The sequence below is a fragment of the Oceanobacillus aidingensis genome (genome assembly GCF_042654105.1).
GTDB lineage: Bacteria > Bacillota > Bacilli > Bacillales > Amphibacillaceae > Oceanobacillus > Oceanobacillus oncorhynchi.
Map to the genome: position 1 here is coordinate 164,312 of NZ_JBHSFT010000010.1, position 26,980 is coordinate 191,291.

Here is a 26,980-nt window from a genome sequence, read left to right on the forward strand (position 1 = left end):
GAAAAAATGTTTCAGGATATAGAGTTACTTGATTTATTAAAAAAACAAAAAGAAGAGACTATTTGCTTAGTTGATGTGCGCTCTCCACAGGAATTTGCTGCATTTCGTATTCCAGGAAGCATCAATATTCCTGTTTTTGATAATGAAGAGCGCGTTGAAGTAGGCACGGTTTATAAACAAGTCGGCCCTGAAGCAGCAAAGGAAAAAGGGCTAGAAATCTTCTCTATCAAGCTGCCGGAATTTATTGCCCAGTTTCAATCTCTTGGGAAAGAAAAGATTGTTTATTGCTGGCGCGGCGGCATGCGCAGTAAAACCGCTGCCACCGTTGTCGATTTAATGGGTCAACAGGTTTCCAGATTGAATGGCGGCATTCGCTCTTACAGACAATGGGTGGTAAACAAGTTAGAGCAGCAGCCGTTTTCTCCCAATATGTACGTGCTGAATGGTTATACCGGATCCGGAAAAACTATTTTGCTGCACAGGTTAAAGCAGCATGGCTATCCTGTGCTTGATTTAGAAGAAATGGCAAACCACCGAGGGTCTATCTTTGGCCAAATTGGACTGGAACCGAATAATCAAAAAACATTCGAGTCTTTATTAGTCCAAGAAATGGAACGCTATGACCAAGCGCCTTTTGTTCTATTGGAAGGAGAAAGCAAACGTATCGGCAAGGCGACACTGCCTTTGTCTTTACATGAAACAAAAGAAGCCAGTATGCAGCTGTTTATCCATTTGCCTTTAGAGAAACGAATTGAAAATATATTACGTGAATACAATCCTGAAGAGCATCAAGCGCAAATAATCGAAGCCTTCGGGCGAATACGGAAGCATATTCACACCCCTGTAGCGAAACAAATAGCGGAGGACTTGGAGCAGGGTAATTTCCCATCCGCTGTAGCGCTCCTGCTGGAATATTATTACGATCCCAGATATGAGCATACGCTCCACCACTATCCAGAAGACAAACAAATGCATATCTATGCCGATGATTTAGACGAGGCTTTCAATGCAGTTGTTAACTTAATCAAACAGAAAGAAAAGATAAATATCAAGCTGTAAGCAGTATTTGGATAAACTCTCCTCTGATTAATCGAGGGGAGTTTATTTATGCATTGAGCAAAATTTGAAACTTCAGTTCGTGAACGACGAAGCAGAAGCAGCTCCTTTTTCGTCAGCCTTCACACAATCAATGGCGACAACCAGTGCAATCATGCTGGTTTCCATCTCTTCCTTAACAACTTGCACCTTATAGCTGTCTCCCCAACTAAACCACTCTTTGCTCACTTCCCCGATGATTTCACCGTGCTGATATACCTGAAAGTTCATGTCCCACCAATTCCCGCGCACTTCAATCCCTGCCGCATCAATGGTATAACGCGCTTTGAAAAAGGAAAGCCCCTTCTTGATTGCTAACACTTCCTTTCCATTTACCTCCACAAAAAACTTCGGTAAAAAGCTGAGCGTTTTTTTCGTTATAAGCGCTACTTCCTCTCCAGTATCATTCTTAATGGAGAAAGTTTTGGGAATTTTCATAAAACTTCCTTCTACGTAATAAACATCTTTTTCATCCTGATTCTTTACGCTAAACTTTTCATTTAAACTAAATACTTTTTGCTTTATATAGAGTTGTTTCATCCTCATGTCTCCTTTATTATTCCGATTATATCTGAATTTTGCTATGGAACTTCAATTTCTTTTTTCACGCAGTTTAGAAATACATTTATTATGTATTACTTAAATTAAGCTGATAAAGTTTCATTCTATCTTCTTTTTATCAACTATCACCGAAGTATAATTTATAAAATGAAACTTCACTCAGTGGGAGTTGTCGGACGGTTCTCCGTGATAAAGCTTTTAGACAAGACTTTAAAGAACATTGCTTCCTCATTTCCAAACAACATCTCTCACTTAAATATCAGAGTCTATTTCATGCATAAAAAGTAATTATCTGAACAAATTAGGGATAATCCCAACAACGAGGTGTTCTGTGCTATGTCCTATCGTAAATTACGAAAAAAGATGCATTATAAAGAGCAAATTCCAGATTCAGCAAGCGATACCCAAAAAAGCATAGACACTTCGATTACTGAAAACCTGAACTTCATCAAACAAAAAACAGGCAACAGCCCTGATATCATTATCCGCACGCTTGCTATTAGTCACGATCCTAAGGTATCTGCTGCAATCATTCACGTGGACGGGCTGGTGGACAATCCTACGATAAATGAGTTTTTGGTGCAGACAATGGAAGATAGCGTGCAGGAAAAATTACAGGACGAAGATCTTTTTACCGTTTTCACCGAAAAAGTAGTTGCGGTTGGCAGTTTAGAAACGGTTAGCGATTGGGATACCTTATTTCAATCGCTGCTATCTGGTGACACAGTAATTCTCCTGGATGGAAAAAACGAAGCGCTGATTGCCAGTACCAGAGGCGGAGAAAGGCGTCCCGTTGAACAGTCTGATTCCGAAATAACGTTACGCGGATCCAAAGAGGGATTTACGGAATCCATTAACACGAATACTGCGCTCGTGCGCCGAATTATCAAAAACCCGAATTTATGGGTAGAATCCATGAATCTCGGGAAGCAGACGAATACAGACCTATCGATTATGTATATCAACGGGATAGTTGATGAAGACATAGTGAAAGAGGTCCGCCAACGCTTGGGACGGGTCGATCTCGATGCCATCCTTGATTCAGGCTATATTGAACAGGTGATTGAAGATGAAAGTTCAGGGCTGTTCCCAACAGTTACTCATACGGAAAGGCCGGATGCGGTTGCCGGAAACCTTTTGGAGGGCAGGGTGGCTATTTTTGTCAACGGAACCCCCCATGTGTTGATTGTTCCTGCTATTATGATTCAATTTTTTCAAACACCGGAAGACTATTACGTGCGCTTCCCAATTAGTACTTTGATTCGGATGCTGCGCGTTTTCATGTTTTTGATTTCATTAATAGGCCCTGCTTTTTATGTAGCAGTTACCACCTTTCATCAGGAAATGATTCCAACAGACCTGCTTGTTATTATTGCCTCACAGACGGAATCCGTACCTTTTCCTGCGATTGTTGAAGCGCTGATAATGGAAGTCACTTTTGAGATTCTTCGGGAAGCCGGCTTAAGGATGCCGAACAAAATCAGTGCGACCATCTCGATTGTCGGAGCACTTGTTATCGGGCAAGGGGTCATTCAGGCCGGAATCGTCTCTCCCGCAATGGTCATTGTCGTGGCAACTACAGCCATTGCCAGTTTAGCTACTCCAAATTATGACATCGCTATTTCAGCCCGTTTACTCCGCTTTGCATTTATGCTGGGTGCAGCGATTGCCGGGTTTTATGGAATCATCCTTGGATTGATTATGCTGATTGTTCATCTCGTCAGCTTGCGTTCATTCGGGATCCCCTATATGGCACCATTTGCACCATTGATACCGAAAAGCTTGAAGGATTCCATTATGCGCGGTCCGATATGGTCATTCAACGAAAGACCGAAGTCCTTAAATCCTCAAAATCGAGTTCGCCAGGGTACGGATCAAAAACCTCTGCCTCCGATAAAACGGGGAATGATGAGAGCGGAGACGAAAGAAGGAGATAAAAATGAGTCGTAAATGGATAATTCCTTTTTTCATGGCAGCCTGCCTCCCTTTCCTTTCTGGATGTTGGAGCAGTATCGAATTAAAAGAATTAGCGATTGTCTCGGCTTATGCGCTTGATAAAAAGGAAGATGGCACATATGTTGGCACATTTCAACTAATCAATCCAATGAACGTGCCCGGGGCGCTTCAAGGAGGAGCATCCGGGAAAAATCCAAGTATTGCCACCTATACAGCAACAGGAGACAATCCGCTGGAGGTAGCTGATCGGGCATCCACCATTGTTTCAAGAGACCTCTATTTTGCACATACCAGTCTGCTGGTCATCAGCGAAGAGCTTGCCAGAGAAGAAGGGCTTTCCTCTATTTTAGATGCGATGGAGCGGGGTATTGAGTTTCGGACAACGACGAAGATAGTGATTAGCCGGGATGTGAAGGCGGGTGAGTTCGTTCAAGTTTTAACGGCGATTGATCAGGTCCCTGCTGAAAAAGCAATTAAGTCCTTAGAATTCACTGAAGAACTGTATGGAGAAAATATAGCCACCAATCTCCAGAAATTCATCAATGCAGCTGTTTCGACAGGAAAAGAGCCTTTGGTCAGCGGTTTCTCTGTGGAGGGTGATATTGAAAAAGCGAAAACGATGGAACAACTGCAATCATCAGATGGATCAGCAACCATTAAAGTAAATGGCATGGGCGTTTTCAAAGAAGGCAAACTGGTTAATTGGATTGATGGCGAAAAGAGTGAAGGAACACTTTGGGTATTAGATCAAATTCGGCAGGCACCTGTAAACATTGATTGGGAGAATCATGAAGATGCCATCTCCTACAAGGTAGTACGCCAAAAAACAAATGTAGCGACAAAAATAAAGGATGGGAAACCGGCGATTTCCGTCCATATCCGTGCTGAAGGAGACCTCCGAGTGATAGAGGTGCCAGTCGATATAACTAACCCGCATGTATTATTCCGGATTGAGGGAGCATTGCAGCAGAAAATTCAGGCAGAGGCCAAAGCTGCAATTGAGGAAGCACAGAAAACCAAAACGGATATCTTCGGCTTTGGTGAAAAGCTGCATCATTCCGAACCCAAGGTGTGGCAACAGTTTGAAAAAGAGTGGCAAGATGTGTATTTTCCTGCATTGGACGTCGATGTGACAGTGGAAGCCTTTATTCGCCGTACTGGGATGCGAAACAATCCGTATCTTTTTGATTTGAATAAGAAAAGCGAATAAAAAGGAGGGAATTCGTTTATGGAAAAGGCAAAAATCAGCACAAGCCAATTGTTTATCGTTATGATTTTATTTCAGCTAAGCAATTCGCTGCTGATTCCACTTGCGATGAGAGCAGGCCGAGACAGCTGGTTAGCGATTCTTATCGCGACGGCGATAAGTATCTTCTTATTTTTTATCTATCGGGCGCTTTATCTGTATTATCCTTCACTCTTGCTGACGGACTATACAGAAAAGCTGATTGGCAAGGTTTTAGGACGAACATTGGCATTCCTGTATATCCTCTTCTTTTTATATTCGGCTGCGAGAGTATTACGGGAATTTGGTGTCATGCTGCTTTCTTTTGCCTTTCCAGAAACTCCTCTATTCGTTGCGAGTGCTCTGATGATTCTGGTGGTTATTTACACGATATATAAAGGAATCGAGGTCGTTGCCAGAACAGGAGAACTGCTTTTTGTCGTCATGCTTATGCTGGCATTCTTTCTATTTCTTCTTATTGCTATATCAGGCTTAATCGATATCTCCAATTTAAGACCGGCTTTGGAGGATTCGCCAAAAATTTTAAAAACGGTCTTTACAGAAACGCTCTATGTTCCCTTTGGTGAAATTATCGTATTTACAATGATATTCCCCTATTTAAATCAATCAAAAAAACTGGGAAAAACAGGAGTGGCGGCAATCAGCATAACTGGTGTCGCTCTCGCATTTACCACGATTTTGAATATCAGCGTTCTCGGCGTTCCGCTTATTGAGCGTTCCCTCTTCCCTCTATTAACGACCATTCAGTCTATTCAAGTCGGAGGATTTTTAGAACGGCTGGACGTTATCTTTATTCTTGCTCTGATTATTGGAGGTTTTTTCAAAGTAGCGGTATATACATACTGTGCCCTTATAGGAACAGCAAGCTTATTTAACATCAAAGAACCCTCGAAGCTGGCTTACCCGCTTGGAATAACTGTTTTATTTACATCCATGATTATTGCGAGCAATTACTCCGAACATATTGAAGAAGGATTAAAGATATTTCCGCTCTATACGCAGCTTCCTTTTCAAATTATTATTCCTGTCTTCCTTCTTTGCATTGCCTTTATCAAGAACAGGAAAAAGTAAGCAGGTATGGATAGAAAACTGTTTAAAGAACTGATTGGAGAGTGATAGAAGTGAAAATCCTTGGTATTTCTCTGTTTATGTTCATCTTATTAGCGGGAATTTCCTTAGGTATTGATTTTATCAAAGGATATGAACTCCCCGCTATCCGATCGCTGAATCCTTTATATGTGATGGAACTTCCGGAATTGGCAATCATGTACCTGCTTCTTCTTTTCTTATTTATCGATCCTGTTTTATCTTTTTTGCAAAAAAAACGCAACCGGAAGTAATGAAAAAGGAGCTTACCAATAGCCATCATGATAAGCTCCTCCATATACTATAGAGAATGTCAAATCCACTTCGTCGTAATCACTTTTTTCCTCGTATAAAATTGCAGCCCATCTTTTCCATTCGCATGCAAATCTCCGTAGAAAGAGTCTTTCCAGCCAGAGAATGGGAAGAATGCCATTGGGGCAGGCACACCGATATTGACGCCAAGCATTCCAGCATCAATTGTTTCACGGAACTGCCGAACCTTTCCGCCGTCTCTTGTAAAAATACAAGCGCCATTCGCAAAGCGTGATTGATTCGTTAAAGCTATCGCATCATCCAGATCGTTTACACGAGCAATTGATAATACGGGTGCAAAGATCTCTTCTTTCCAAATATTCATTTCCGATGTGACATAATCAAAAATGGTTGGGCCTACAAAATAGCCTTTTTGTTTTACAGCTTCGTCTTTTCTGCCGTCACGAATCAGCTTTGCTCCTTCCTTTTCTCCCGTTTCAATATAATTTAATGTCCGCTCTTTATGCTGTTCGCGAATGACTGGACCCAGGAAAACCCCTTCGTCCAGGCCATTGCCAATTTTAATTTCATTGGCTTTTTGAGTGAGACGTGCGATAAACGCATCTGCAACAGATTCCTCAACAGCTACCACAGATGCGGCCATACACCGTTCCCCTGCAGAACCAAATGCTGCATTCATGATTTGGGTCGATGCATTTTCTAAATTCGCATCACGTAATACAATGGAATGGTTTTTTGCACCAGCAAGTGCTTGCACACGCTTCAGATTATCCGTTCCGCGCTTGTAGACATATTCTGCTACAGGCTGGGATCCAACAAAAGAAATCGCTGCTACCTGTTTGTGATCTAATAAACCGTTTACTACATCATGAGCACCATGAACGATGTTAAATACGCCAGCAGGCAACCCCGCTTCTTCCAGTAATTCTGCTAACCGATTCGCTAAAAGTGGTGTACGCTCTGACGGCTTCATGACAAACGTATTTCCAGTTGCAATGGCCATTGGGAACATCCAGCACGGCACCATCATTGGAAAATTAAAAGGAGTGATTCCAGCAATAACACCAATTGGATAACGATACACACCAGATTCCAAGTCGGTGGCAATCGATGGAAGCTGCTCTCCCATCATGAGGGAAGGAGCTCCGGCAGCGAATTCTACGTTTTCAATCCCTCGCTGCACTTCCCCATACGCTTCCGTATAGCTTTTTCCATTTTCAATGGTAATTAATTTTGCCAGCTCCTCCCAATTGGCAACGAGTAATTGCTGATATTTAAATAGGATTCTTGACCGTTTAGGTACAGCCACGTCCTTCCATGTTTCAAAAGCTTTGTGAGCAGCCTGGATTGCATGTTCCACATCCTCTTGCGTCGAGATAGGTACATTTGCTATTGTCTCTCCAGTTGCCGGATTATAGACAGGTGCCGTTTTATCTGTCTTTGCTTCCATCCACCTTCCTCCAACATAGTTTTTTAATTCGTTTACTTTTGTTTGAGTCACCTGAAACCCTCCCGATATTTTAATCAATATTCTCCATTAGAAGATGTTCATCCCGGAATAGCAGGATATATATGCTTATTCTTAGGTAATAAGCTTTCGTTCCTTATTTAAAAAACATTAATTTACTTTTTCATGAAATACTTTTTTCAAGACGTTAATTATAAAATCAAAATCATCATCCGTACTGGACAATGGCGGGCTGAGTGTCAAAATATTATTATGCCCGGCGACGGTATCACCGTTTTTCCCAATGATTAATCCATTTGCCTTGCAAGCAGCAATCAATCCTCCTACACATTCTGGGGAGGCAGGCTTTTTGGTAAGCTTATCTTCAACGATTTCTATGCCGATAATCAAGCCTAAACCGCGGATATCACCTACAAAGTCAAGATTTCGAAGATCATCCAGACCGTTTAAAAGACGATTCCCTGCTTCCGCTGAACGGTTAAATAAATTTTCTTTTTCCATAATTTCAATGTTTTTTAATGCCAAAGCACATGCAGCGGGATTACCGCCAAATGTATTTACATGACGAAAATGACTATTTTCTTTACCATCCTTAAATTTTTCATAGATGTCTTTTCGAACAGCTGTAATCGATAATGGAAGATAAGCACTCGTAAGCCCTTTTGCCATGGTAACCATATCCGGTTTTATATTAAAATGCTGATGTCCAAAAGCTTTTCCTGTACGGCCAAAGCCGCAGATAACCTCATCGATAATAAGCAGGACGCCGTGACGGTTACAAACCTCTTGCACCTTTTCTACATAAACAGGATCTGGAACCAGTACACCGCCTCCTGTAATCAGCGGTTCCATAATGACTGCTGCAATTGTCTCCTTCTGCTCCCAAATAATCGTTTCTTCTAATTCTCTCGCTCGCGCTATATTATAATCCTCTATAGACATGCCTTCTGGTTTACGATAATTATCAGGTGGAGCAACATGTAAAAATCCGGAAGTAAGCGGCTCGTATTTATATTTTCTCAATGCTTGACCTGTTGCTGACAACGCTCCAGCCGAGCTGCCATGATAGGCACGATAGCGTGAAATCACTTTATAGCGGGTGCCCTCTCCCTTTTGCTGGTGATATTGACGAGCCATTTTGAAAGCTACTTCATTCGCATCGGAACCACTATTGGAATAAAAAATCACATAGTCCCCGCCAAGCATTTCATTTACTTTTTCCGCCAGCTCAATGGCAGGACCATGGCTTTGTGTCATTGGCACATAAGCCATTTTCTTGATTTGTTCATACGCAGCTTGTGCTAACTCTTCCCGACCATATCCTACATTGACACAAAAAAGCCCGGACATTCCGTCTAAATACCGTTTTCCTTGATGATCTGTAATCCAGGAGCCCTTCCCCTCTTCCACGACCATTGGCGGATTTTTTTCGCTATACGGCGAAATATGATGCCAAACATTCTGACGATCTCTTTCCACTAAAGATTGTTTCTTCTGCACAGATTCCATCCCATCTTCTCCTTTCTGTACTTCAAATAATTAAAACAATTTGGTCAAACAGCATAGATTCATATCTGAAATTTTTGAACTTGACATAATATTAGGTATATTACATAGTTTATTCTATAACCAATTCATTTATTTTTCATTTTACAAAATGTCAATCATTTTACGTTCTGCTTTAACGAAATGAGGGGGGCTCATATAAATGGAGAAATGGAGTATTCAAGTAAAGGATGTTCTTTCCAGGGATTTATTCCAACATGCCGTCGTAGTTGCCGGCAAAAACGGATTACATCGTGAAATTAAATGGACACATATACTGGAAAGCGGAGATATGGAATCTTTCATTAACGGAGGTGAATTAATCCTGACGACAGGCTCCGGGGTGAAATTTGACTCTCCAGAAGGCCTTCCCCACTTGGACAAATTGCTAAATAAGAATGTCGCAGGAATATGCATTGAACTAGGCACCCATGTTAAAGAAATCGCACCTGAAATTATTCAATACGGCAATGATCATGACTTACCTTTCATTATCTTCAACGAAATTGTTAAATTCGTTGACATCACCCAAGATCTTCACACCGTCATCATTAATCATCATCACCATATGCTGAGCCAACTCTATCATTTTTCAGAAAAATTTAATGAACTTTCCTTATTGCCAAATGGAACCTTAACTATTTTAAAAGAACTATATGCATATTTTAATGTACCGGTCTTATTTGTATCATTCGACTCAAAAGCTGATTACTATCCTCCAAAGATGAAAGAGCAAACACAGTTGATGAAAACGCGAATCAAACATGCCAAGATGCCAAGCCCCTATACAGGCTGTAAACTGGACAAGGATGATTACACCATTTTTCCTGTTAAAGGTCTCGGACATACCTGGGGATATTTATGTTTACAGATAGCCCCTGACACATTAGATAAATTCTCATTCTCTATCATTGATCGGGCAGCCCTGGCAATCGCACAAATTATGCTTCGGAATAAAACGATAGAAGAACGGAAGCAAAATCAAGAAGAAGAGATTGTCAGAAGGATGTTAAGGGGAAAAGACATTGATGATAGTGAAATCCAAAAAATATTGCCTTCTCCGGCAAAGAACTTATTTTATCGATTATTTCTGATTGACACGAACACCTATAATATCACCAATAAAGAAGATAATTGGGAGGAAGCCAAGCTGCAGCAAGCGATGATCATTCGCTCCCTGTTTAGAAAAAACGGGTTTATTCCTGCTGTATCTGTTGGCCGGAATGAAACGGCTGTTATCGCTGCCTTCTATAAGCAGAAGAATGCCCCAAAAGATATGAATCGATTGACAGATATTATTAATGAACTAAAGCATATGCAACAAAAAGACAGTTTTAATGGTAATCCATATACTTTTGGAATCAGTAATATCCACCTTGATTACGATACTTCTCCTATCAGTTATAAAGAAGCAAAGGATGCGATACTCATTCAAAATGCTAAATTAATCGAGACATATTTTTATGAAGAAATCGGTGTTTATCGCTTATTGATTGAAATGTATAACAGCAACAAGCTGGAAGTATATGTGCAGGATTATTTAGGAGCACTTTTGCAATATGATAAAACAATGAAAACGGATCTGCTTTCCACGCTTTCTGTATATCTGAAATGTATGGGCTCCAAAAAAGAAACCGCTAACAAATTATATATTGTACGGCAAACCTTGTATCACCGTTTAGAAAAAATTGAAGAGTTACTAAGAACTAACCTTGCAGAGCCCATCAACCGGCAAGCAATCGAACTGGCATTAAGCGCTTATTATCTATTGAATTGGACATCGCTGGAGGAAGCGTATCCCAATATAAAAGAACTTTGATAAAAGGAAACTTCATTAAATATGAGATGAAAAGAAATCCCAGCGGAATAATATTAAACTATCGGAGCGTTACCGGCTGCCCCGCTCCCGCTTAAAACTGACTTTTTCCTTCTCTTCATGCGGAAAGCTCACAGTCAGTTATATTGCGTTAAATTGCTTTTAAGGGATTCCTATCTAATTCATAGACACTTTGTAAAATAACGCTAGTACCCGTTTGACATTTTGCTGATTGTGGTAATTTAGCAGTTTCTTTATAGTCAAATTAAACTACGTTAATTTTGGAAAATAACAAACAATCTAAAAAGGGCGGTGAGTCTATGTTTAATTTACCTCTAGAAACCGTATTATTAATGCTGCCATGGCCTTTCATATGGGTTACGCTGGCTCTGGTTATGTATTTTAAATTGCGGCGCGACGAAAAACGCGAAAATCATAATGAATAAAGTATAAGACGTTAACAGAAGGGACTGGTTATGAAATGAATTTGGATATTATCATTTTTTTCACCTATCTGTTGGGAATGCTTGGGATTGGTTTATATTTTACCAGGAGTGCTTCTGCATCTGCTGATCATTATTTATTAGGCAACCGAAAAATCGGAGCTCCTGTCACTGCAATAAGTATGCAGAGTACATCTATGAGCGGTTTTATGTTTATGGGCGGACCCGCTCAAGCCTTTCAAGAGGGCTGGCATGCATTATGGTATGCCATTGGAGATGCCGGCGGATCTATTGTCAATTTATCTGTACTGGGGAAACGGATGAGACGATTATCTCAGCTTCTCGGGGCACTCTCACCAATCGAATACTTGGAGAAACGTTTTGAAAGCTTTGGAATACGCGTTTACGGTGCAATTATCGCAATCATATTTCTTTTCGCTTATGCATTTGCCCAGTTTATTGCTGCCGGTAAAGCATTATCGGCAATGTCAGGATTTCCGTATGAGTGGGCACTTATTCTTGGTGTAGGGGTTATTGTTATCTATACTGTGGCTGGCGGCTATCTTGCTGTGGCCGTTAGTGGTTTCATTCAGGGAATTATTATGCTAATTGGAGTTACGGCTATTGGTATTATGGTCTTGCCAAAGGTTGGCGGCCTGTCAGGCCTGAATGAACAATTGGCGGCGATTGACCCGACTTATTTAAGTATTTGGGGGAAAGACTTGATTTATTATGGCCAGTGGGGAGTGATTATAGGAGCTGTACTTATCTATGCCATTGGCTACATGGGACTTCCACATGTCACGGTAAGACATATGTCGATGCAAAATGCAAATACAACAAAAAATGCAATTATTTGGTCTGCTGCCTTTAATCAGTTGTTCACATTTACACCGTATATTTTAGGTTTATCAGCTATTGTAATTATGCCTGTTGTATCGGATCCCGAAATGGTTATTCCAGAACTGGTATATATATTCTTCCCAGGTATATTGGCAGCCATATTACTTTCAGCCATCATGGCGGCAATTATGTCTACCTGTGATTCCCTGCTGATGCAAGCAGGTACGACACTTTCACGGGATGTTTATCATCGTTTTATCAATAAAAAAGCCAGTCATAAGCAATTGCTTTTGGTATCCAGACTATGCATTTTATTTGGAGGCATTATCGGTATTATTGTTGCAACTTATGAACCTCCAACCGTATTTGCTCTTGTTGTGTTTGCCTTTGGTGTGCTGGGAAATACATTCCTTGTCCCCTTTGTTGCTTCCGTCTATTCAAGAAAAGCTAATAAAATAGGAATCCTTTGTGCTATGATCAGCGGCTCCATAATAAACATTGTTTGGGAGCTGTTCGCCTTACAAAATGCAAGCGGATTACATCCATTTTTAGCCGGCTTAATTGCTTCTCTCATCGCAATGTTTGTTGGAAATCAATTTGGCACTCCTCCTTCCGATCCTATTCTGGAGGCATATGATTTAGCCAAGCAAAGTAAGGAGATTCCAAAAAATCTGGAAAAAGGGATTTTTGAAGACCTTGCACCGGAAGCACGTAATATTTCTAAGTTTATCCAAAACCAGGATAATACAAATTCCGTTGAGAGAAAAAAGGATAAAGATATCGAAACAGAACCTGAAATCGGTTTAAGGTTAGAGGGGTAGATAGCTTGAGTGCTAACGTGTTAACACAATCTGTCGAATTTAATAAAGAACAAATTGAATCAAGTTTTAAGAGGCTACACCCTCATGCTAATTTTATCGCAGAACGTATCGTCTACTATCCTTATTATTATTTTTGTTATAACGTAAAAGCTAAACGCCTTTTCCTCCCCTTAAATGAAAAAGTAGGATGTGCCATTGATTCGATTAGCGGCAAGGGATCGCTCATTGATTATAAGCCGAAATGGAAAGCGATTGAAATTTCAAAAGAGCAGCAGATGCCCGAAATGTACTCCTTGGAGGATTGCACTTCCATTTCTGAATCATTTATCTATCGTTCCTTATCTTTAAAAATGAGAATGATTTCATTTCCAGAACTAAAGAGAGAACAGCAACAAAGATTTTATCGTCCTTACTGGGTGGTTTGGAATGAAAGAGATGAATCGTCGGATTTCATTGTTGATGGGGTATCCGGACAATTTCATCCCTTGTAAAAATAAATGATAATAACAAAAACAGGTATAGGAAGAACCCCTTTACCTGTTTTTGTTATTATCTAATTCATTGTTAAATCCAAAACAGTCTGCAAAACCACGTTTACCCCTCGTTCACAATCTTCCCATGCAGTCAATTCATCTTCGGCATGGCTTTTTCCGTTAACGCTTGGTACAAAAATCATGGCAGCCGGCAGATAGGTCGCAATAAATTGTGCATCATGCCCTGCACCGCTTGCCATCCGTTTATAGGAGCAGTTCAGGGATTTACAGGACTTCTCTAAAGCGTCCACTAATTTGTTATTAAACCATACGGTATCACGGTCCCAAAGCTTCTTTACTGTGACATCACATTTTTCTTTGGCCTCCGTTTCCGCTAACCCTTGAATGATTTCTTCCACTTGGCTGATTACAGCCGCTTCTTTATGCCGTGCCTCCAGCGTGAAAATTACTTTATTCGGGATAACTGTATGGATATTCGGGCTCACATTCATTCGGCCAATCGTGTAAACGAGATCATTATCCAGTTTACTCATTTTCTCCCGTATTTCATTAATCAGATTATTAGAAGCAAATAAGCTGTCTTTTCTCATGGACATGGGCGTAGTTCCTGCGTGATCAGAATCACCAATTACCTCAATTTCATAGCAGCACATCCCCACCACACACTCCACAACACCGATATCAATGGATTCACTTTCTAATACTGGACCTTGTTCAATATGCAGCTCTAAAAAAGCTTCTGCCTCTGTTAAGCGGTTTTCTTTCCTTCCTTCATATCCGCTTTCTTTTAAAGCTTCTGCAAAGGTTATCCCGTTTTTATCGACCGACCGGAGCATGTTGCCCTTATCAAACTTCCCAGACATGACTCCCGAGGACATTAACGAAGGTTCAAACCTTGCACCTTCTTCATTTGTAATATTCGCCACAACTACCGGAACCTGTGGTCTGATATTTCTTTCGACCAGGGTTCTTACTACCTCAAGCCCAGTTAAAACACCTAATACACCATCAAACCTGCCGCCTTTTTCCACGGAATCTAAATGAGACCCAATCACGACCGGAGGCTTATCATTTTCCCTCCCTTCCAGTGTTGCATAGATGTTTCCCATATCGTCCCATTTCACAGTCAGACCAAGTTCTTCACAGACCGTTTTAAAATGGTCTCTCACTTTTATATCCGTGTCGGATAATGCCAATCGGGTTACGCCATTATTTTCCGTTCTCCCGAAATCTGCAAAATCTTCAATGGTTTGTTTCAGCCTCTCCCCATGAATGGATATTTTTTGTTTTTCCACTGTATCTCCTCCTGCGTTTATTGTTCTTGCAGCTGATGTTTGATCAGTAATGTCGTGATATATTTTCTGCTGTCAGCGTTCTCTAGCAGGATGGACTGTTTTTCTGGCACGCTCTCTTTTTCCAACTCCACCCTATCACCGTCCAATGTCCCGACAATGGACTTGATTTTATAATTATTTTTCATCCACGCATCAACAAGCTGTTTTTCCTGTAGAAATTCTTGATAACTTGACACTGAATAACCTCCTCGCCCTTTCCATCATTCTGTTATTTGGCAGCTGTTTCATCCTTTTCTGCATCCTCATCTAACGACCAATCTCTGCCGACGGTAATCCCCAAATATTTTTCATCATCCGGATCCGTAATCTCTGCTTGCGGGAATTTGTGGAAGTACCAATATTTCGTCAGCACATAGTAAACTGCTGCAGCAACTATAAAGCCGACAATAAACGAATAATTCATAAAGATTAAAGCAACAGCGCCGCCAACAGCCCAGGAAATAAAACCAACGATGTTCACGCCGCCATGAAAGCGATATTGGCCCCTATTTTTATATAAGTCAGGAACATTCACTCGTCGTTTCCGGAGTAAATAGTAATCTGCAAACAGGATACCGCTGACCGAGGATAAAACGGCGCCAATAATCAAGAGAACCTGCGTGAGTATTTCATAGACGCTCCAAGGCTGAATGACCGTACCGACAATGCCGGCAACAAAAACAGCAACTGCATGGGAAACTTTTGGACCTAAGACATTAGAGAAAACAGCAGCAGCAGGTAATACATTTGCAGCTGTATTCGTGGACCACTGTGTCAACACAATCATGAAAAGCAACATAGCAAGCATCCACCCAGATGCGGTATCCTGCAGTGCTGTAACTGGATTCGAAGTCCCGGCAACAATAAATGCTGCAGCACCAATCATAATCATAAATGCTTCTGTAAGAGGAAGAGCGACGAGACTGCCGATTAAGGTTGTTTTATTCCGTTTAAACCAATTTCTTTCATACTTAGGAGCTTTGAAATGACGGGAGATGGTCGGGATATCGCAGCCCAGTGTTGCCCAGAATCCCATATTAGCGAAAAGCACCACCATAAATGCCGTGAATGCAGCTCCCCCGGTTACCGGACTTGCTACCCAGGCCCAGACATCTGCCCCTTGTGCCTGAATATCTGCATTTAGTGTTTGGTAAATAATTAAAGACATGACAATAATAATTGGCGCAGCTACATCTGCAAAGCGTTCTACCCATTTGATGCCGGAAGCAGTATTGATAAGCTGGACAAGCGCAAAAACAAGGTAACATAACAGCCAATTATCAAATCCGGCAAACATCGTATGCAGTATTGCATTAATCGCTGTTGCACCGAAATAGGTGTTAATCCCGAACCAAAACGATGCCGTGACTGCTCTCGTTAAAGAAGGAATATGCGTCCCTACCGTTCCAAACGGCGCCCTCATATAAACCGGGAAGGAAATACCATGCTCTACACCGATATCACCAATAATGGTAATAAACGCTCCAATTGCTATACATCCAATCAACGTAGCTAAAACCACCCATGGCAGCGATATACCCTGGATGCCTGAAGCACCAATATCAAAAGTTGCCAGCAGGATGGCCATTCCTATCCACATCGCAAAAAATCCCATTACCCCAATCTTTCGCTCACCATGCTTCACCGGAAGTAAATCTGGAGACTTTAAGTAGGAATTACTTTTATCCTTTCCCTGCAATGCAATCGCCTCTCTCCTCTTTGATGAATCCAAAAAGCCGCTTCATCCCTCTCATTCCGCAAGCAGCTATGGATTGTTTATATTAACTTCTAGGTGCTGTTTCCTGCTTGTTCGTATGCGCAGAATCAAATTTAGCTCGTTTTAAGAACTTGCCTGCTCCTGGTTTAGCAACCAGCTCTTTATCCTTAATGACATACTCCCCGCGCGATAAAACGGTAACAGGCTGCCCAGTTACCTTCATTCCCTCTAAAGCGCTATAATCAACGGCGGAATGATGTGTACCTGCGGATATCGTACGCTCCACATTTGGATCGAATAACACGATATCTGCATCTGTGCCGGGAGCAATCGTTCCCTTTTGCGGAAATAAACCAAACAGTTTCGCTGCTTGCGTTGACACCATGTCTACAAATTGATTCATAGAAATGCGTCCTTTTTTCACACCTTCTGAAAATAGAATACTAAAGCGGTCCTCAACGAATGGTCCGCCATTTGGAATCTTGGTAAAGTCACCTTTTCCTAAATCCTTTTGTCCATCAAAGTCAAATGCACAATGGTCGGAGCCTATCGTTTGCAGCTCCCCGCTTTTCAGAGCATTCCACAGCACTTCCTGATTGGATTTATCACGTAATGGCGGAGACCACACATATTTTGCTCCTTCAAAATCAGGCTTTTCCAAATAGGTTTGGTCCAGTACCAAATATTGCGGACAGGTTTCCCCATAAACAGAGAATCCCTTACTTCTGGCTTCCGCAATTTGCTCTACCGCTTCTTTACAGGTGACATGCACAACATATAATTGGGAATCAGCCAGCGCAGTCAGTTTTGCTGCCCGGCCCGTGGCTTCCCCCTCCAGTTCTGGCGGGCGGGTCAACGCATGATAGATTGGATCGGTATTCCCTGCTTTTAATGCTTCTTGCGTTAAATGTTCAATTACGTCCCCATTCTCAGCATGCACCATTACTAATCCACCGTGGTCTCTAGCAGTTACTAAGGTTTGAAAAAGTGTTTCATCATCTGCTTGCAAAACATTTTTATAAGCCATAAATACTTTAAAGGAAGTAACTCCCTCCTCTTCAATAACCGCAGGAATCTCCTGTAAAATCTGTTCGTTTGCTTCCACGATTTGCAAATGAAATCCATAGTCGATTACTGCCCTGCCTTCTGATTTGGCATGCCAAATTTCCAGAGCATTTTTTAATGTTTTTCCCTTCTCTGTTAAGCAAAAGTCAATGATTGTTGTTGTCCCGCCATGCGCAGCAGCAATGGTTCCACTTTCATAATCATCTTTTGTTACTGTACCGCCAAATGGCATTTCCATGTGCGTATGCGGATCAATGCCTCCAGGAAAAACGTAAAGTCCTGTTGCATCAATAACTTCTGCATACACATCACTTAAATCCTGTCCAATCGCTTTCACTTTTTCATCTTCAATCAACACATCCGCTTGATATATGTCTGCTGCTGTAACAATCGTTCCATTTTTAATAATTTTTTTCATTTTCGATTCCTCCAGTAAAAATCTAAAGTCTCGCAATTAGCGTTTCTCAAGCATATGAATTGCTGCCTGGCGGTCATTCCAGGACATCGGCGGTTCCGTTGGTGTCAAATCAATCATGTCGATTGCTCCCTCTACCGGACAAACAATCGAACATAGATTACACCCGACACAGTCCTCCTCTCTTACACGTAAAATAGCATTTCCATCTTTATCTGTAAGCATGTCGATACACTGATGAGACGTATCTTCACAGGCAATATGGCATTTATTACAATTAATGCAGACATCATTGTTAATACGGGCCACCACTTTATGATTTAAATCCAGATTGCTCCAGTCTGTGTACTTTTCCACAGATTTTCCGATGATGTCGCTTAAAGCATCTATCCCTTTTTCATCTAAATAATTTTCCAGCCCCTCTGTTAAATCCTCAATAATCCGAAATCCATGATGCATTGCTGCGGTACATACTTGCACACCGCCGGCTCCCATCAGCATAAATTCCACGGTATCCTGCCACGTAGAAATCCCGCCAATTCCGGATATCGGAATATTAACTTCCGGATTTCTTGCGCATTCTCCGACCATATTTAAGGCAATCGGCTTCACTGCCGGTCCGCAATACCCGCCATGCGCTCCTTTTCCATTCACATTTGGAACCGTGTTCCAAGTATCTAAATCTACCCCTATCAAACTATTGATTGTATTAATTAAGCTGATGGCATCTGCCCCGCCCCGAGCAGCAGCTTTTGCGGTTGCTGTTATGTCCGTAATATTTGGCGTGAGCTTCGTGATAACCGGAACCTCTGCCGCTTCTTTGGCATACATCGTAGTTCTTTCTACCAGATCCGGATGCTGACCAACAGCTGCACCCATCCCTCTTTCAGACATCCCATGAGGACAGCCAAGATTTAATTCAAACCCATCCACTCCAACATCCTGCACTCTCTTTACAATTTCATGCCATTTTTCCCGCTCGGGTTCTACCATTAAAGAAGCAATAATTACCCGGTCTGGATATAACTTTTTCGTTTCATAGATTTCCTTTAAGTTTTCCTCCAATGGACGATCGGAAATCAGCTCTATATTGTTAAAACCGGCAACCCGCTGCCCGTTAAAGTGACTTGCACCAAAGCGGGAGGTGACATTTAATATAGGCTCACCCAATGTTTTCCATACTGCTCCTCCCCACCCAGCTTCAAAGGCACGCTGTACTTGATACCCGGTATTGGTCGGGGGCGCAGATGCCAGCCAGTACGGATTAGGTGATTTGATTCCAGCGAAATCAATACGTATATCAGCCATTTTCATCCTCCTAATCTTGAAATATCTTTTAAGTTCTTTCTGTTACAGATTGCTTGAAACGCTCATGGACCGCCAGCGCTGTATCCTTCCCCTGCTGGGCAGCCGTCACCACCATTGCTTCTCCAATTCCTTTTCCAAAAATCACATCTCCTGCAGCATATACTTTGGGATGAGACGTTATAAACGTTTCTGGATCAACCTTCACAACGCCTCCACTATGCTCCAGACCAAAGGCCTCAATGATTCCCTGATGCCTCGTTTGTCCGATAGCCTTCACTACGATATCAATATCCATTAAGAATTCAGATCCTTCAATTTCCACTGGCCGAGGCCTTCCATCCTTCCCAGTCTCTTGTAATTCCATTTGTACGCACTCCATTTGTGTTACATGACCATTTTCATCACCGATAAGACGTTTCGGATTGGTAAGCCATCTAAATTCCACGCCCTCCTGTTTGGCAAACTCGTATTCAAAATCATAAGCAGTCATTTCCGCTTCCGTTCTGCGGTAAAGTATCTTTACGTTATCCGCGCCAAGTCTGACTGATGTCGTAGCTCCATCAATCGCTGTATTTCCTGCCCCGATGACCGCAACACGCTTTCCGATAAAATCCTCTGGATAATTCCCATTTTTTGATCTTTCCACTAAATCAATGGCATCGAAGTTCCCCTCTAATTCTTCCCCTTCTATTCCAAGCATTGGAACTTTGGACATTCCAACAGCAAGCACCACTGCATCATATTGATCAATAAGATCCGCCGGGAAAATATCCTTGCCAATTTCCGTATTCGTTCGTATTTCTACACCTAAATTTCTCACTTGCTCTACTTCCCAGAAGGAGATATCCTTAGGCAAACGAAAGGGAACAATTCCAAATGTATCTAACCCTCCCGCTTCCCTTTTTGCTTCAAAAATAGTTACTGTATAGCCTAGCCGGGCTAATTCGCGGGCTGTTGATAAGCCAGCAGGACCGCTTCCAACGACAGCGACTGTTTTTCCATTCTTTTTGCCAGCTTGAAAGAGAACCGCTTCATTTTTAATTGCCCAATCTGTCGCAAATCGCTGCAAATCCCCAATAGGAATGGGCTTCGTAGCGTCATTCAGGACACAAGCTCCTTCACATAATTCTTCTGTCGGGCAGACTCGGGCGCAGCTAGCTCCAACCGGATTGGAATCCATAATTGTTGTTGCAGAGCCCTTCAAGTTCCCAGAAGCAATTTTTTTAATAAATCCCGGAATATCAATCCCTGTCGGACATGCAGTAATACAAGGCGCATCATAACAATATAAGCAGCGATTCGCTTCATCCAATGCCTCTTGGGAGTTAAAGCTTGGTTTTGTTTCCTCAAAATTCGCTGTAAGCACCTCGCCAGATATAAAATTCTTTAATAAATCACTCAAGAAACAAACCTCCTTTAAAATACATTTCAAAAAAGATTAATTAAAATAGAAAGTTATTATATACTTATGTGGCAAGCTCTCAGTAAATTACCATTTCAACAAAAGCAGGGGTTTTTCTAAAAACTAATTATTAACTCAACTTTCGCACCTAAAAAGTAACGTCATTTCTATAGAAACAGGAGTTGATTGTTCCTTCGATAACCCCCTTGACAAAGATATAGAAGGCGAAGTGTAAAGCACCGGTCCGCCTCCGCTAGTAGGGTATTCTATACGTGAAAAAACAACTCACCAAACAGAAGTTTAATCAGATAGAACATATTTTTCATGCTGTATGGTAAAATGTTCGACCAAGATTACTTTCTGTGCTTCGAAGCGATTCCCTGTATTTCATATCCATCCTGTCATGATTGGGTTGTTCAGACGAAAGCTACTATTTCATTCAGCTCATTAAAATCTTATTTCTTTCATTCGCTGTAGAACCCTATCAGAGCGCAGGCCAACCACGCAGACTCCTATGGGAACAGGGCGAGCTGAAGATCCACTTGAAAAGCGGGTTTCTTTTCAAGTTAGCTGAAGCCGTCTCCATGGAAAGCGGAGTGGTTGGCCGGAGCGGAGCTATGCACCATCACCAATTCCAAAAAGGCCGGATATTTCACCAAAATGCAAGCATGATAATGGAGAACACGTTCCCCCTGGAATAGCAAGATATATATGCTTATTTTTAGGTATGAAAGTCGAGTTATTAGAATTCGCGCCGATTTTATAGAGGGCAAAGATAGTGTGAGGTAAAATAAAAATGAGTAAAACGTATATCTGCTGAATTTTAAACACCTATTTAATATTATAAAATTTACAATATTCCAATTCATTGGACAAATGGTAAAATAGTCGTTATTATTTTTAGGCGAACTGTAATTATTTTTAGAAATACTGGCGGTTCTTTAAACACACGGTTAAAAATTCATTTGCAAAAATTTTATAAATTCGGTACAATTTAATTGATAATAATTATCAATTAAATTGTATAGGAGTTTATTTCATGAGTAGAACAGAACTTGCAAGATTAATTCGGGAACGCCGTGCTGTCAAAACAGGATATAATAATAAAAAAGTGACCAAAGAAACAGTTATGCAATTATTAGAGGAATCAATCTGGGCCCCTACCCATGGAATGAGACAGCCTTGGCGCTTTCTGTTCGTTGACAAGGATCACCTTCCCAGCTTTGCCAAAAAAATTGCATCTACATATCCTGAAGAAAGACAGGAAAATCGAGAAAATTATCTGAACGAGCCAAATGCTATTCTAGTCGTCATTATGGAAACCTCCGATATCCCCAAACAATGGGATGAGAACTTTGGTGCTGTTTCCGCAATGATCCAGAATTTTTGGCTGCTGGCATGGGAAGAAAAGCTAGGTATTGTCTGGAAAACAAATCCGCATATCTATGATGAAAAAGTAAAAGACATTCTCGGTGTGAAGGAAAACGAAAAAATTGCCGGTTTTATTCACATGGGTTACTTTGACGAAGTACCCGAAGAGAAAGAACGTATCCCATTGGCAGATAAATTTGAAGTATTTGAAGGATAGGAAAATCAGATAATTTCACCTTTTTTCTATAAATCTATTGACAACTCCCTGTCCTTTCGTTTAGTATAGATTTCAATCAATTAAATGAAGTGGCGTTGATGAAGAAGAGTAATTACAGGTGAACTCTAAAGAGAGCTGATGGCTGCTGTGAATCAGTGAGTATCCTTGTAATGAATGGACTTCGGAGCTCCAAACCGAAACAATATCGGAGTAGGCTTTGGCGGAATCGTTTCTCGTTATGGAAACTTAGAAGATAGTAATCTTCTTTTAGAGTGAGCTGCACGTCAGCTAATAAAGGTGGTACCACGGTCCCTCGTCCTTTTATATATGGATGAGGGGCCTTTTTGATTTTTATGAGACAATATATTACAAACGATGATGAAGAGTAGTAAATAATTTTTCATGCATAACAGAGAGCTGATAGCTTGGTGGAATATCAGTATGCAGGAATTATTGAATGGACTTCAGAGTGTTTTTCCGAAAAATGCCCGCTGGCAAATGGAGTAGGAAAAAACGTATTTCCGACGTTACACGGATAGGGTATCGGACATTTCCTGTACCTGATAAAGATGGAAAGATGAATCTTTCTAACAGAGGTGGCACCGCGGCCCTATCGTCCTCTATAAGCACATAACTGTGTTTATAGAGGACTTTTTTATTTCTTAAATATGATTTACAGAATTTTCAACTATAAAGGAGAGAGAAATCATGACGGCACAGGTAACGCATCAAACGTATTCCATCGATGGATTAATCCCTATTCAGGTTTTTCAAAGCTTGCCGAAAGCAAAAAAATATCTGTTGGAAAGCAGCTTTCCACATGAAGAAAAAGGACGCTATTCCTTTATCGGCCTTCATCCTTATCAAGAAATCATTGGGCGTGGAAAAGAAACAACGCTAATCAGTGCTTCCCATGTAGAACCGCTGGTTGTTCATCAGCACGCATTGCATTTCTTACAAGAAACGATGCCGACGCTTGATTTATCTCTTTCCCTTCCCTTCTATGGCGGAGCGATTGGTTATATTGGCTATGATACGATTCAGGCTTTTGAAGATATCGGTCCAGCACCATTTGATGACCGGAATATGCCGGATATTCATTTCATGCTTTTTGAAGATACAATTATTTTTGACCACGAGGAAAACAAACTGCACTTTGTTGCGATAGACCGGAACAGCGGAACAGAAGAAAATCGCGAACAGCGTATTCAAAGGCTGAAACAGTATGTTGATCAGGCAAGAAGAACCGAACTTCCTGTTCCGCAGACATATGCTTTTATACCGGAAATGGATCAGCAGAAATTTGAAGAGAACGTGCAGATTGCAAAGGATTATTTGCAAAAAGGGGAAATTTTTCAGGTTGTTTTATCCCAGCGTTTTTCAAGAGAGGTGGAAAATGAGAGAGAGTTTGGTCTTTCTTTTTACGAACAATTAAGGAGACATAATGCCTCCCCTTACATGTTTTACATTGATTTTCAAGATTACACCGTACTCGGGGCTTCTCCAGAAAGCTTGATAGAAACCAAGGGTAGCCACGTTGTCACCAATCCGATTGCCGGAACAAGAAAACGCGGACAGAACGAGTTGGAGGATCAGGCACTCGCAGAGGAACTGCTTGCCGATGAAAAAGAACGGGCAGAACACCGGATGTTAGTCGACTTAAGCAGAAATGATCTAGGCCGTGTCTGTGAAGTCGGCAGTATTGAGATTCCCGTTTATATGACGATTGAGCGTTACCAGCATGTAATGCATATTGTTTCCGAAGTAACCGGAACCTTGCGCCAGGATTATTCAGGAATTGACGCACTTATCTCCTGTCTGCCAGCCGGAACCGTATCGGGCGCACCGAAAATCAGGGCAATGCAAATCATTAATGAACTGGAAACCGTAAAGCGCGGTCCTTATGCCGGCGGAATCGGTTTTATCAACTTTGAACATGATGTGCATATTGCACTCGCTATCCGCTCGATTGTTATCAAGAACTACAAAGCTTATTTTCAATCTGGAGCCGGTCTTGTATATGATTCCGTTCCATTCAATGAATATATGGAAACCATTAACAAAGGAAGATCATTTATGGAGGTGCCTGAACTTGATTCTATTAATTGATAATTATGATTCTTTCACATATAACCTGTACCAATATGTTTCCGAATGCGGTGTACATGTTGAAGTGATTCGCAATGATGAAGTGACTGTCAAAACCATTGAAAAATTAGAACCAAAAGCCATTATTATCTCGCCTGGACCGGGTTCTCCAAAGGACGCCGGAAATTGCATCCAGATTGTGCAGGCTTTTTATAAAAAACTGCCGATACTGGGAATCTGCTTAGGGCATCAAGTAATCATGGAAGCGCTCGGCGGCAGAGTTATTCAGGCATCTACCATTAAGCACGGAAAAACATCGCTGATTCACCATGATGACTCCGGGCTGTTCCAAGGGCTCAGCAACCCGGTTGAAGTCATGCGATACCACTCTCTTGCAGCGGAGCATATCGCGGTACCATCCGAACTGCGTATCACTGCAACAGCTTTAGATGATGATGAAATTATGGGCGTGACCCATCAGACATATCCTGTTTACGGACTGCAATTCCATCCGGAATCGATTGGAACACTGGATGGAAAACAGATTATTTCTCACTTTGTTGAGAAATTGACGAATCAAAAGGAGGAGGTACCCCAATGAAACCGCATTTTAATCAATTACTTGAAGGAACAGACTTATCATTTGAAGAAACAAAGGCATTATTTAATGCTTGTTTCCAGGAGGAAGTTTCCGATACAGAGCTTTCCGCTATTTTAGTAGCTTTAAAAATGAAGCAGCCGACAGCAGAAGAACTGGCCGGCTTAGCAGAAGTAATCCATACCAATTCTCCTTTTCAATTTGAGTTGGAGCTTCCCGCAATGGACAACTGCGGAACAGGAGGAGACAGATCAAACAGCTTCAATATCAGCACCTGTGCAGCATTTGTCTTAGCCGGCGCCGGCGTTACAGTTGCAAAGCACGGAAACCGTCGAATCTCCAGCCAGACTGGAAGTGCTGATGTATTAGAAGAGCTTGGTGTTTCGCTTGATTTAACCAAGTCGCAAATGAAATATATGCTGCAGGAAAATCAAATCGCCTTTTTATTCGCCCAGCATGTTCATCCTACATTGAAGCAGATTGCCGGTGTACGTCAGAAGCTTCGGACGCCAACCATTTTTAATTTGGTCGGCCCGTTAACCAATCCGGTTGCTTTGCATTCTCAGCTGGTTGGCGTGTATTCAAATGATGCCTTGCCGATTGTAGCAAAATCTCTGCAAACGCTCGGCCGGAAGCGTGCGTTAGTTATTCATGGAGCGGGTGGAATGGATGAAGCCTCTCTGCAGGGGGAAAACAACTATATTTTACTGGAGAATAATGAATTAAAAGCAGGCAGCATCCATCCGGAAGAGGTCGGTCTTTCCGTCTATACCAACCAAGAGATTGAAGGCGGCGATGCAAAACGGAATGCAGAAATTTTGCTCTCTGTATTAAATGGAGAACCTGGAGCTTATCTGGATACCGTTCTATTTAATACAGCGATTGCTTTATTCGCCATCGGACGTGTCGATTCCGTGAAGGATGGGATGGAAATTGCCAGTCACAGCGTATTCTCTGGAAATGCCAAAGCAAAATTAGATACATTGGTCGACTATAGCCAGGAAGCAAAACAAGAGGTGGTATAAATGACGTTTTTAGAAAAAATTATTGATAAGAAAAAGCAGGAGGTTGCGGAACGTAAATTACAAGCAGCCGGAAAGCATACGCGAAAAAATCCAATTTACTCTCTCCATCAAAATGTTCAAGCAGCTGATCATATATCAATTATTGCTGAAATCAAACGGGCTTCCCCTTCCAAAGGGGCGATTCAAATGGACGTCGATATACTGAAACAGGCAAAGCAATATGAACAGTCTGGGGCGGCTGCTATTTCTGTTTTAACCGATGAAAGTTTTTTTCACGGTTCATTAGATGATCTCAAAGCAGTAAGTGAAGCGGTCTCCGTCCCTGTTCTCTGTAAGGATTTTATGATTGATGAAATACAAATTGACGATGCGAAAAATGCAGGAGCTTCCATTATCTTATTAATTCTTGCTGCTCTGCCGCTCGAACGATTCCAGCGTCTTTACAACTATGCAACAGAGCAAGGGCTGGAAGTGCTCTGCGAGGTGCATAATGCGGATGAATTAAAGGACGCCCTGACAGTGAATCCGAAAATTATCGGAATCAACAACCGTAATTTAAAAACCTTTGAAGTCGATTTACAAACAACGGCGGAGCTTGTTCAGCAAATCGATAAAGGAGAGCTTACCATTATCTCTGAAAGCGGGATGCGTACGAAAGAGGATGCCGAACTGGCAAGAGATGCCGGGGCTAATACGATTTTGGTCGGGGAAACATTAATGCGCTCCAATCATGTGGAATCAGACATGCAGGCCTTGCAGGTGCCCCTCTCTTCCACGAAAGGAGCTTCCTGAT

The 26,980-nt window shown here is 41.6% G+C and carries 23 protein-coding genes and 2 other annotated features; of the genes, 14 read left to right on the forward strand and 9 right to left on the reverse strand.

Annotation, left to right across the window (positions count from 1 at the left end):
- Positions 1-6 precede the first annotated feature (6 nt).
- The gene (gene mnmH, locus ACFO3P_RS07525; RefSeq protein ID WP_212928637.1) at positions 7-1,059 is read left to right on the forward strand and encodes a tRNA 2-selenouridine(34) synthase MnmH; all 1,053 of its coding nucleotides are present in this window, start codon (positions 7-9) and stop codon (positions 1,057-1,059) included.
- Between the two features lie 72 nt (positions 1,060-1,131).
- Here mnmH and ACFO3P_RS07530 read toward each other — a convergent pair whose 3' ends face one another.
- Positions 1,132-1,635: an LURP-one-related/scramblase family protein gene (locus ACFO3P_RS07530; protein ID WP_289584771.1), complete on the reverse strand. Its 504-nt coding sequence runs from the start codon at positions 1,633-1,635 to the stop codon at positions 1,132-1,134.
- Between the two features lie 357 nt (positions 1,636-1,992).
- On the opposite strand from ACFO3P_RS07530, the gene ACFO3P_RS07535 reads away from it, so the two are divergent.
- From ACFO3P_RS07535 to ACFO3P_RS07550, 4 genes are read left to right on the forward strand one after another with little or no spacing between them, the layout of a single operon-like run.
- Positions 1,993-3,606 carry a spore germination protein gene (locus ACFO3P_RS07535; RefSeq protein ID WP_212928636.1) on the forward strand — a complete coding sequence of 538 codons (1,614 nt, stop codon included), beginning with the start codon at positions 1,993-1,995 and terminating at the stop codon, positions 3,604-3,606.
- Positions 3,596-4,822, forward strand: coding sequence for a Ger(x)C family spore germination protein (locus ACFO3P_RS07540; RefSeq protein ID WP_289584772.1), 1,227 nt, complete (start codon positions 3,596-3,598; stop codon positions 4,820-4,822). Before ACFO3P_RS07535 ends, ACFO3P_RS07540 begins: the two co-directional genes overlap by 11 nt.
- Positions 4,823-4,840: 18 nt before the next feature.
- On the forward strand, positions 4,841-5,929 hold the full coding sequence (locus tag ACFO3P_RS07545) for a GerAB/ArcD/ProY family transporter (RefSeq protein ID WP_289584773.1): 1,089 nt from the start codon (positions 4,841-4,843) through the stop codon (positions 5,927-5,929).
- 50 nt (positions 5,930-5,979) lie between these two features.
- Positions 5,980-6,198 carry a YczF family membrane protein gene (locus ACFO3P_RS07550; RefSeq protein ID WP_289584774.1) on the forward strand — a complete coding sequence of 73 codons (219 nt, stop codon included), beginning with the start codon at positions 5,980-5,982 and terminating at the stop codon, positions 6,196-6,198.
- A gap of 59 nt (positions 6,199-6,257) precedes the next feature.
- On the opposite strand, the gene ACFO3P_RS07555 is transcribed toward ACFO3P_RS07550, so the two are convergent.
- Positions 6,258-7,718 carry a CoA-acylating methylmalonate-semialdehyde dehydrogenase gene (locus ACFO3P_RS07555; RefSeq protein WP_289584775.1) on the reverse strand — a complete coding sequence of 487 codons (1,461 nt, stop codon included), beginning with the start codon at positions 7,716-7,718 and terminating at the stop codon, positions 6,258-6,260.
- A gap of 117 nt (positions 7,719-7,835) precedes the next feature.
- Positions 7,836-9,194: an aspartate aminotransferase family protein gene (locus tag ACFO3P_RS07560; RefSeq protein ID WP_289584776.1), complete on the reverse strand. Its 1,359-nt coding sequence runs from the start codon at positions 9,192-9,194 to the stop codon at positions 7,836-7,838.
- 199 nt (positions 9,195-9,393) lie between these two features.
- On the opposite strand from ACFO3P_RS07560, the gene ACFO3P_RS07565 reads away from it, so the two are divergent.
- The 4 genes from ACFO3P_RS07565 (at position 9,394) to ACFO3P_RS07580 (ending at position 13,644) form a co-directional block, all read left to right on the forward strand.
- Positions 9,394-11,049 (forward strand): PucR family transcriptional regulator, encoded by a 1,656-nt coding sequence (locus ACFO3P_RS07565; RefSeq protein ID WP_289584777.1) that lies wholly within the window; start codon positions 9,394-9,396, stop codon positions 11,047-11,049.
- A gap of 317 nt (positions 11,050-11,366) precedes the next feature.
- Complete coding sequence (locus tag ACFO3P_RS07570) at positions 11,367-11,492, forward strand: hypothetical protein (RefSeq protein WP_276325300.1); 126 nt, start codon at positions 11,367-11,369, stop codon at positions 11,490-11,492.
- 35 nt (positions 11,493-11,527) lie between these two features.
- On the forward strand, positions 11,528-13,153 hold the full coding sequence (locus tag ACFO3P_RS07575) for a sodium/proline symporter (protein WP_379542336.1): 1,626 nt from the start codon (positions 11,528-11,530) through the stop codon (positions 13,151-13,153).
- Between the two features lie 5 nt (positions 13,154-13,158).
- Positions 13,159-13,644, forward strand: coding sequence for a hypothetical protein (locus ACFO3P_RS07580; protein WP_379542337.1), 486 nt, complete (start codon positions 13,159-13,161; stop codon positions 13,642-13,644).
- Between the two features lie 62 nt (positions 13,645-13,706).
- On the opposite strand, the gene ACFO3P_RS07585 is transcribed toward ACFO3P_RS07580, so the two are convergent.
- The 6 genes from ACFO3P_RS07585 to ACFO3P_RS07610 are packed head-to-tail and all read right to left on the reverse strand — an operon-like array spanning position 13,707 to position 20,888.
- Positions 13,707-14,942: a Zn-dependent hydrolase gene (locus tag ACFO3P_RS07585; protein WP_379542338.1), complete on the reverse strand. Its 1,236-nt coding sequence runs from the start codon at positions 14,940-14,942 to the stop codon at positions 13,707-13,709.
- Positions 14,943-14,959: 17 nt separating this feature from the next.
- The gene (locus ACFO3P_RS07590; RefSeq protein WP_212928634.1) at positions 14,960-15,178 is read right to left on the reverse strand and encodes a hypothetical protein; all 219 of its coding nucleotides are present in this window, start codon (positions 15,176-15,178) and stop codon (positions 14,960-14,962) included.
- 32 nt (positions 15,179-15,210) lie between these two features.
- Positions 15,211-16,713, reverse strand: a complete 1,503-nt coding sequence (locus tag ACFO3P_RS07595; RefSeq protein WP_246528988.1) for an NCS1 family transporter — start codon at positions 16,711-16,713, stop codon at positions 15,211-15,213.
- A gap of 49 nt (positions 16,714-16,762) precedes the next feature.
- Complete coding sequence (gene hydA / locus ACFO3P_RS07600; RefSeq protein WP_212928633.1) at positions 16,763-18,181, reverse strand: dihydropyrimidinase; 1,419 nt, start codon at positions 18,179-18,181, stop codon at positions 16,763-16,765.
- 36 nt (positions 18,182-18,217) lie between these two features.
- On the reverse strand, positions 18,218-19,486 hold the full coding sequence (preA, locus tag ACFO3P_RS07605; protein WP_212928632.1) for an NAD-dependent dihydropyrimidine dehydrogenase subunit PreA: 1,269 nt from the start codon (positions 19,484-19,486) through the stop codon (positions 18,218-18,220).
- Between the two features lie 28 nt (positions 19,487-19,514).
- Entirely contained in the window at positions 19,515-20,888 is a 1,374-nt protein-coding gene (locus ACFO3P_RS07610) for an NAD(P)-dependent oxidoreductase (protein WP_212928631.1), read from the reverse strand.
- A 1,039-nt stretch (positions 20,889-21,927) separates the two neighbouring features.
- Between ACFO3P_RS07610 and ACFO3P_RS07615 the strand changes: the two genes are divergently transcribed.
- The 5 genes from ACFO3P_RS07615 to trpC all read left to right on the forward strand — a co-directional run bounded on the left by ACFO3P_RS07615 (position 21,928) and on the right by trpC (position 26,979).
- Positions 21,928-22,476 carry a nitroreductase family protein gene (locus tag ACFO3P_RS07615; protein WP_193065229.1) on the forward strand — a complete coding sequence of 183 codons (549 nt, stop codon included), beginning with the start codon at positions 21,928-21,930 and terminating at the stop codon, positions 22,474-22,476.
- Between the two features lie 86 nt (positions 22,477-22,562).
- Positions 22,563-22,800 (forward strand) — a binding site (T-box leader).
- A 42-nt stretch (positions 22,801-22,842) separates the two neighbouring features.
- Positions 22,843-23,100 (forward strand) — a binding site (T-box leader).
- 84 nt (positions 23,101-23,184) lie between these two features.
- A complete protein-coding gene (gene trpE, locus ACFO3P_RS07620; protein ID WP_042532188.1) occupies positions 23,185-24,585 on the forward strand; it encodes an anthranilate synthase component I in 1,401 nt (466 codons plus the stop codon).
- Positions 24,569-25,165: an anthranilate synthase component II gene (locus tag ACFO3P_RS07625; RefSeq protein WP_042532187.1), complete on the forward strand. Its 597-nt coding sequence runs from the start codon at positions 24,569-24,571 to the stop codon at positions 25,163-25,165. The genes trpE and ACFO3P_RS07625 overlap by 17 nt, the downstream gene beginning before the upstream one ends.
- Entirely contained in the window at positions 25,162-26,187 is a 1,026-nt protein-coding gene (gene trpD, locus ACFO3P_RS07630) for an anthranilate phosphoribosyltransferase (protein ID WP_212928630.1), read from the forward strand. Before ACFO3P_RS07625 ends, trpD begins: the two co-directional genes overlap by 4 nt.
- Positions 26,188-26,979 carry an indole-3-glycerol phosphate synthase TrpC gene (gene trpC, locus ACFO3P_RS07635; RefSeq protein ID WP_212928629.1) on the forward strand — a complete coding sequence of 264 codons (792 nt, stop codon included), beginning with the start codon at positions 26,188-26,190 and terminating at the stop codon, positions 26,977-26,979.
- Position 26,980 lies beyond the last annotated feature (1 nt).

Bases quoted from the DNA above. Each gene is read 5' to 3' on its own strand.
- ACFO3P_RS07565 (WP_289584777.1), top strand. From the start codon at position 9,394: ATGGAGAAATGGAGTATTCAAGTAAAGGATGTTCTTTCCAGGGATTTA.
- ACFO3P_RS07570 (WP_276325300.1), top strand. From the start codon at position 11,367: ATGTTTAATTTACCTCTAGAAACCGTATTATTAATGCTGCCATGGCCT.
- mnmH (WP_212928637.1), top strand. From the start codon at position 7: ATGTTTCAGGATATAGAGTTACTTGATTTATTAAAAAAACAAAAAGAA.
- ACFO3P_RS07575 (WP_379542336.1), top strand. From the start codon at position 11,528: ATGAATTTGGATATTATCATTTTTTTCACCTATCTGTTGGGAATGCTT.
- ACFO3P_RS07530 (WP_289584771.1), bottom strand. From the start codon at position 1,635: ATGAAACAACTCTATATAAAGCAAAAAGTATTTAGTTTAAATGAAAAG.
- ACFO3P_RS07615 (WP_193065229.1), top strand. From the start codon at position 21,928: ATGAGTAGAACAGAACTTGCAAGATTAATTCGGGAACGCCGTGCTGTC.
- hydA (WP_212928633.1), bottom strand. From the start codon at position 18,181: ATGAAAAAAATTATTAAAAATGGAACGATTGTTACAGCAGCAGACATA.
- ACFO3P_RS07535 (WP_212928636.1), top strand. From the start codon at position 1,993: ATGTCCTATCGTAAATTACGAAAAAAGATGCATTATAAAGAGCAAATT.
- trpD (WP_212928630.1), top strand. From the start codon at position 25,162: ATGAAACCGCATTTTAATCAATTACTTGAAGGAACAGACTTATCATTT.
- preA (WP_212928632.1), bottom strand. From the start codon at position 19,486: ATGGCTGATATACGTATTGATTTCGCTGGAATCAAATCACCTAATCCG.
- ACFO3P_RS07560 (WP_289584776.1), bottom strand. From the start codon at position 9,194: ATGGAATCTGTGCAGAAGAAACAATCTTTAGTGGAAAGAGATCGTCAG.
- ACFO3P_RS07545 (WP_289584773.1), top strand. From the start codon at position 4,841: ATGGAAAAGGCAAAAATCAGCACAAGCCAATTGTTTATCGTTATGATT.
- trpC (WP_212928629.1), top strand. From the start codon at position 26,188: ATGACGTTTTTAGAAAAAATTATTGATAAGAAAAAGCAGGAGGTTGCG.
- trpE (WP_042532188.1), top strand. From the start codon at position 23,185: ATGACGGCACAGGTAACGCATCAAACGTATTCCATCGATGGATTAATC.
- ACFO3P_RS07540 (WP_289584772.1), top strand. From the start codon at position 3,596: ATGAGTCGTAAATGGATAATTCCTTTTTTCATGGCAGCCTGCCTCCCT.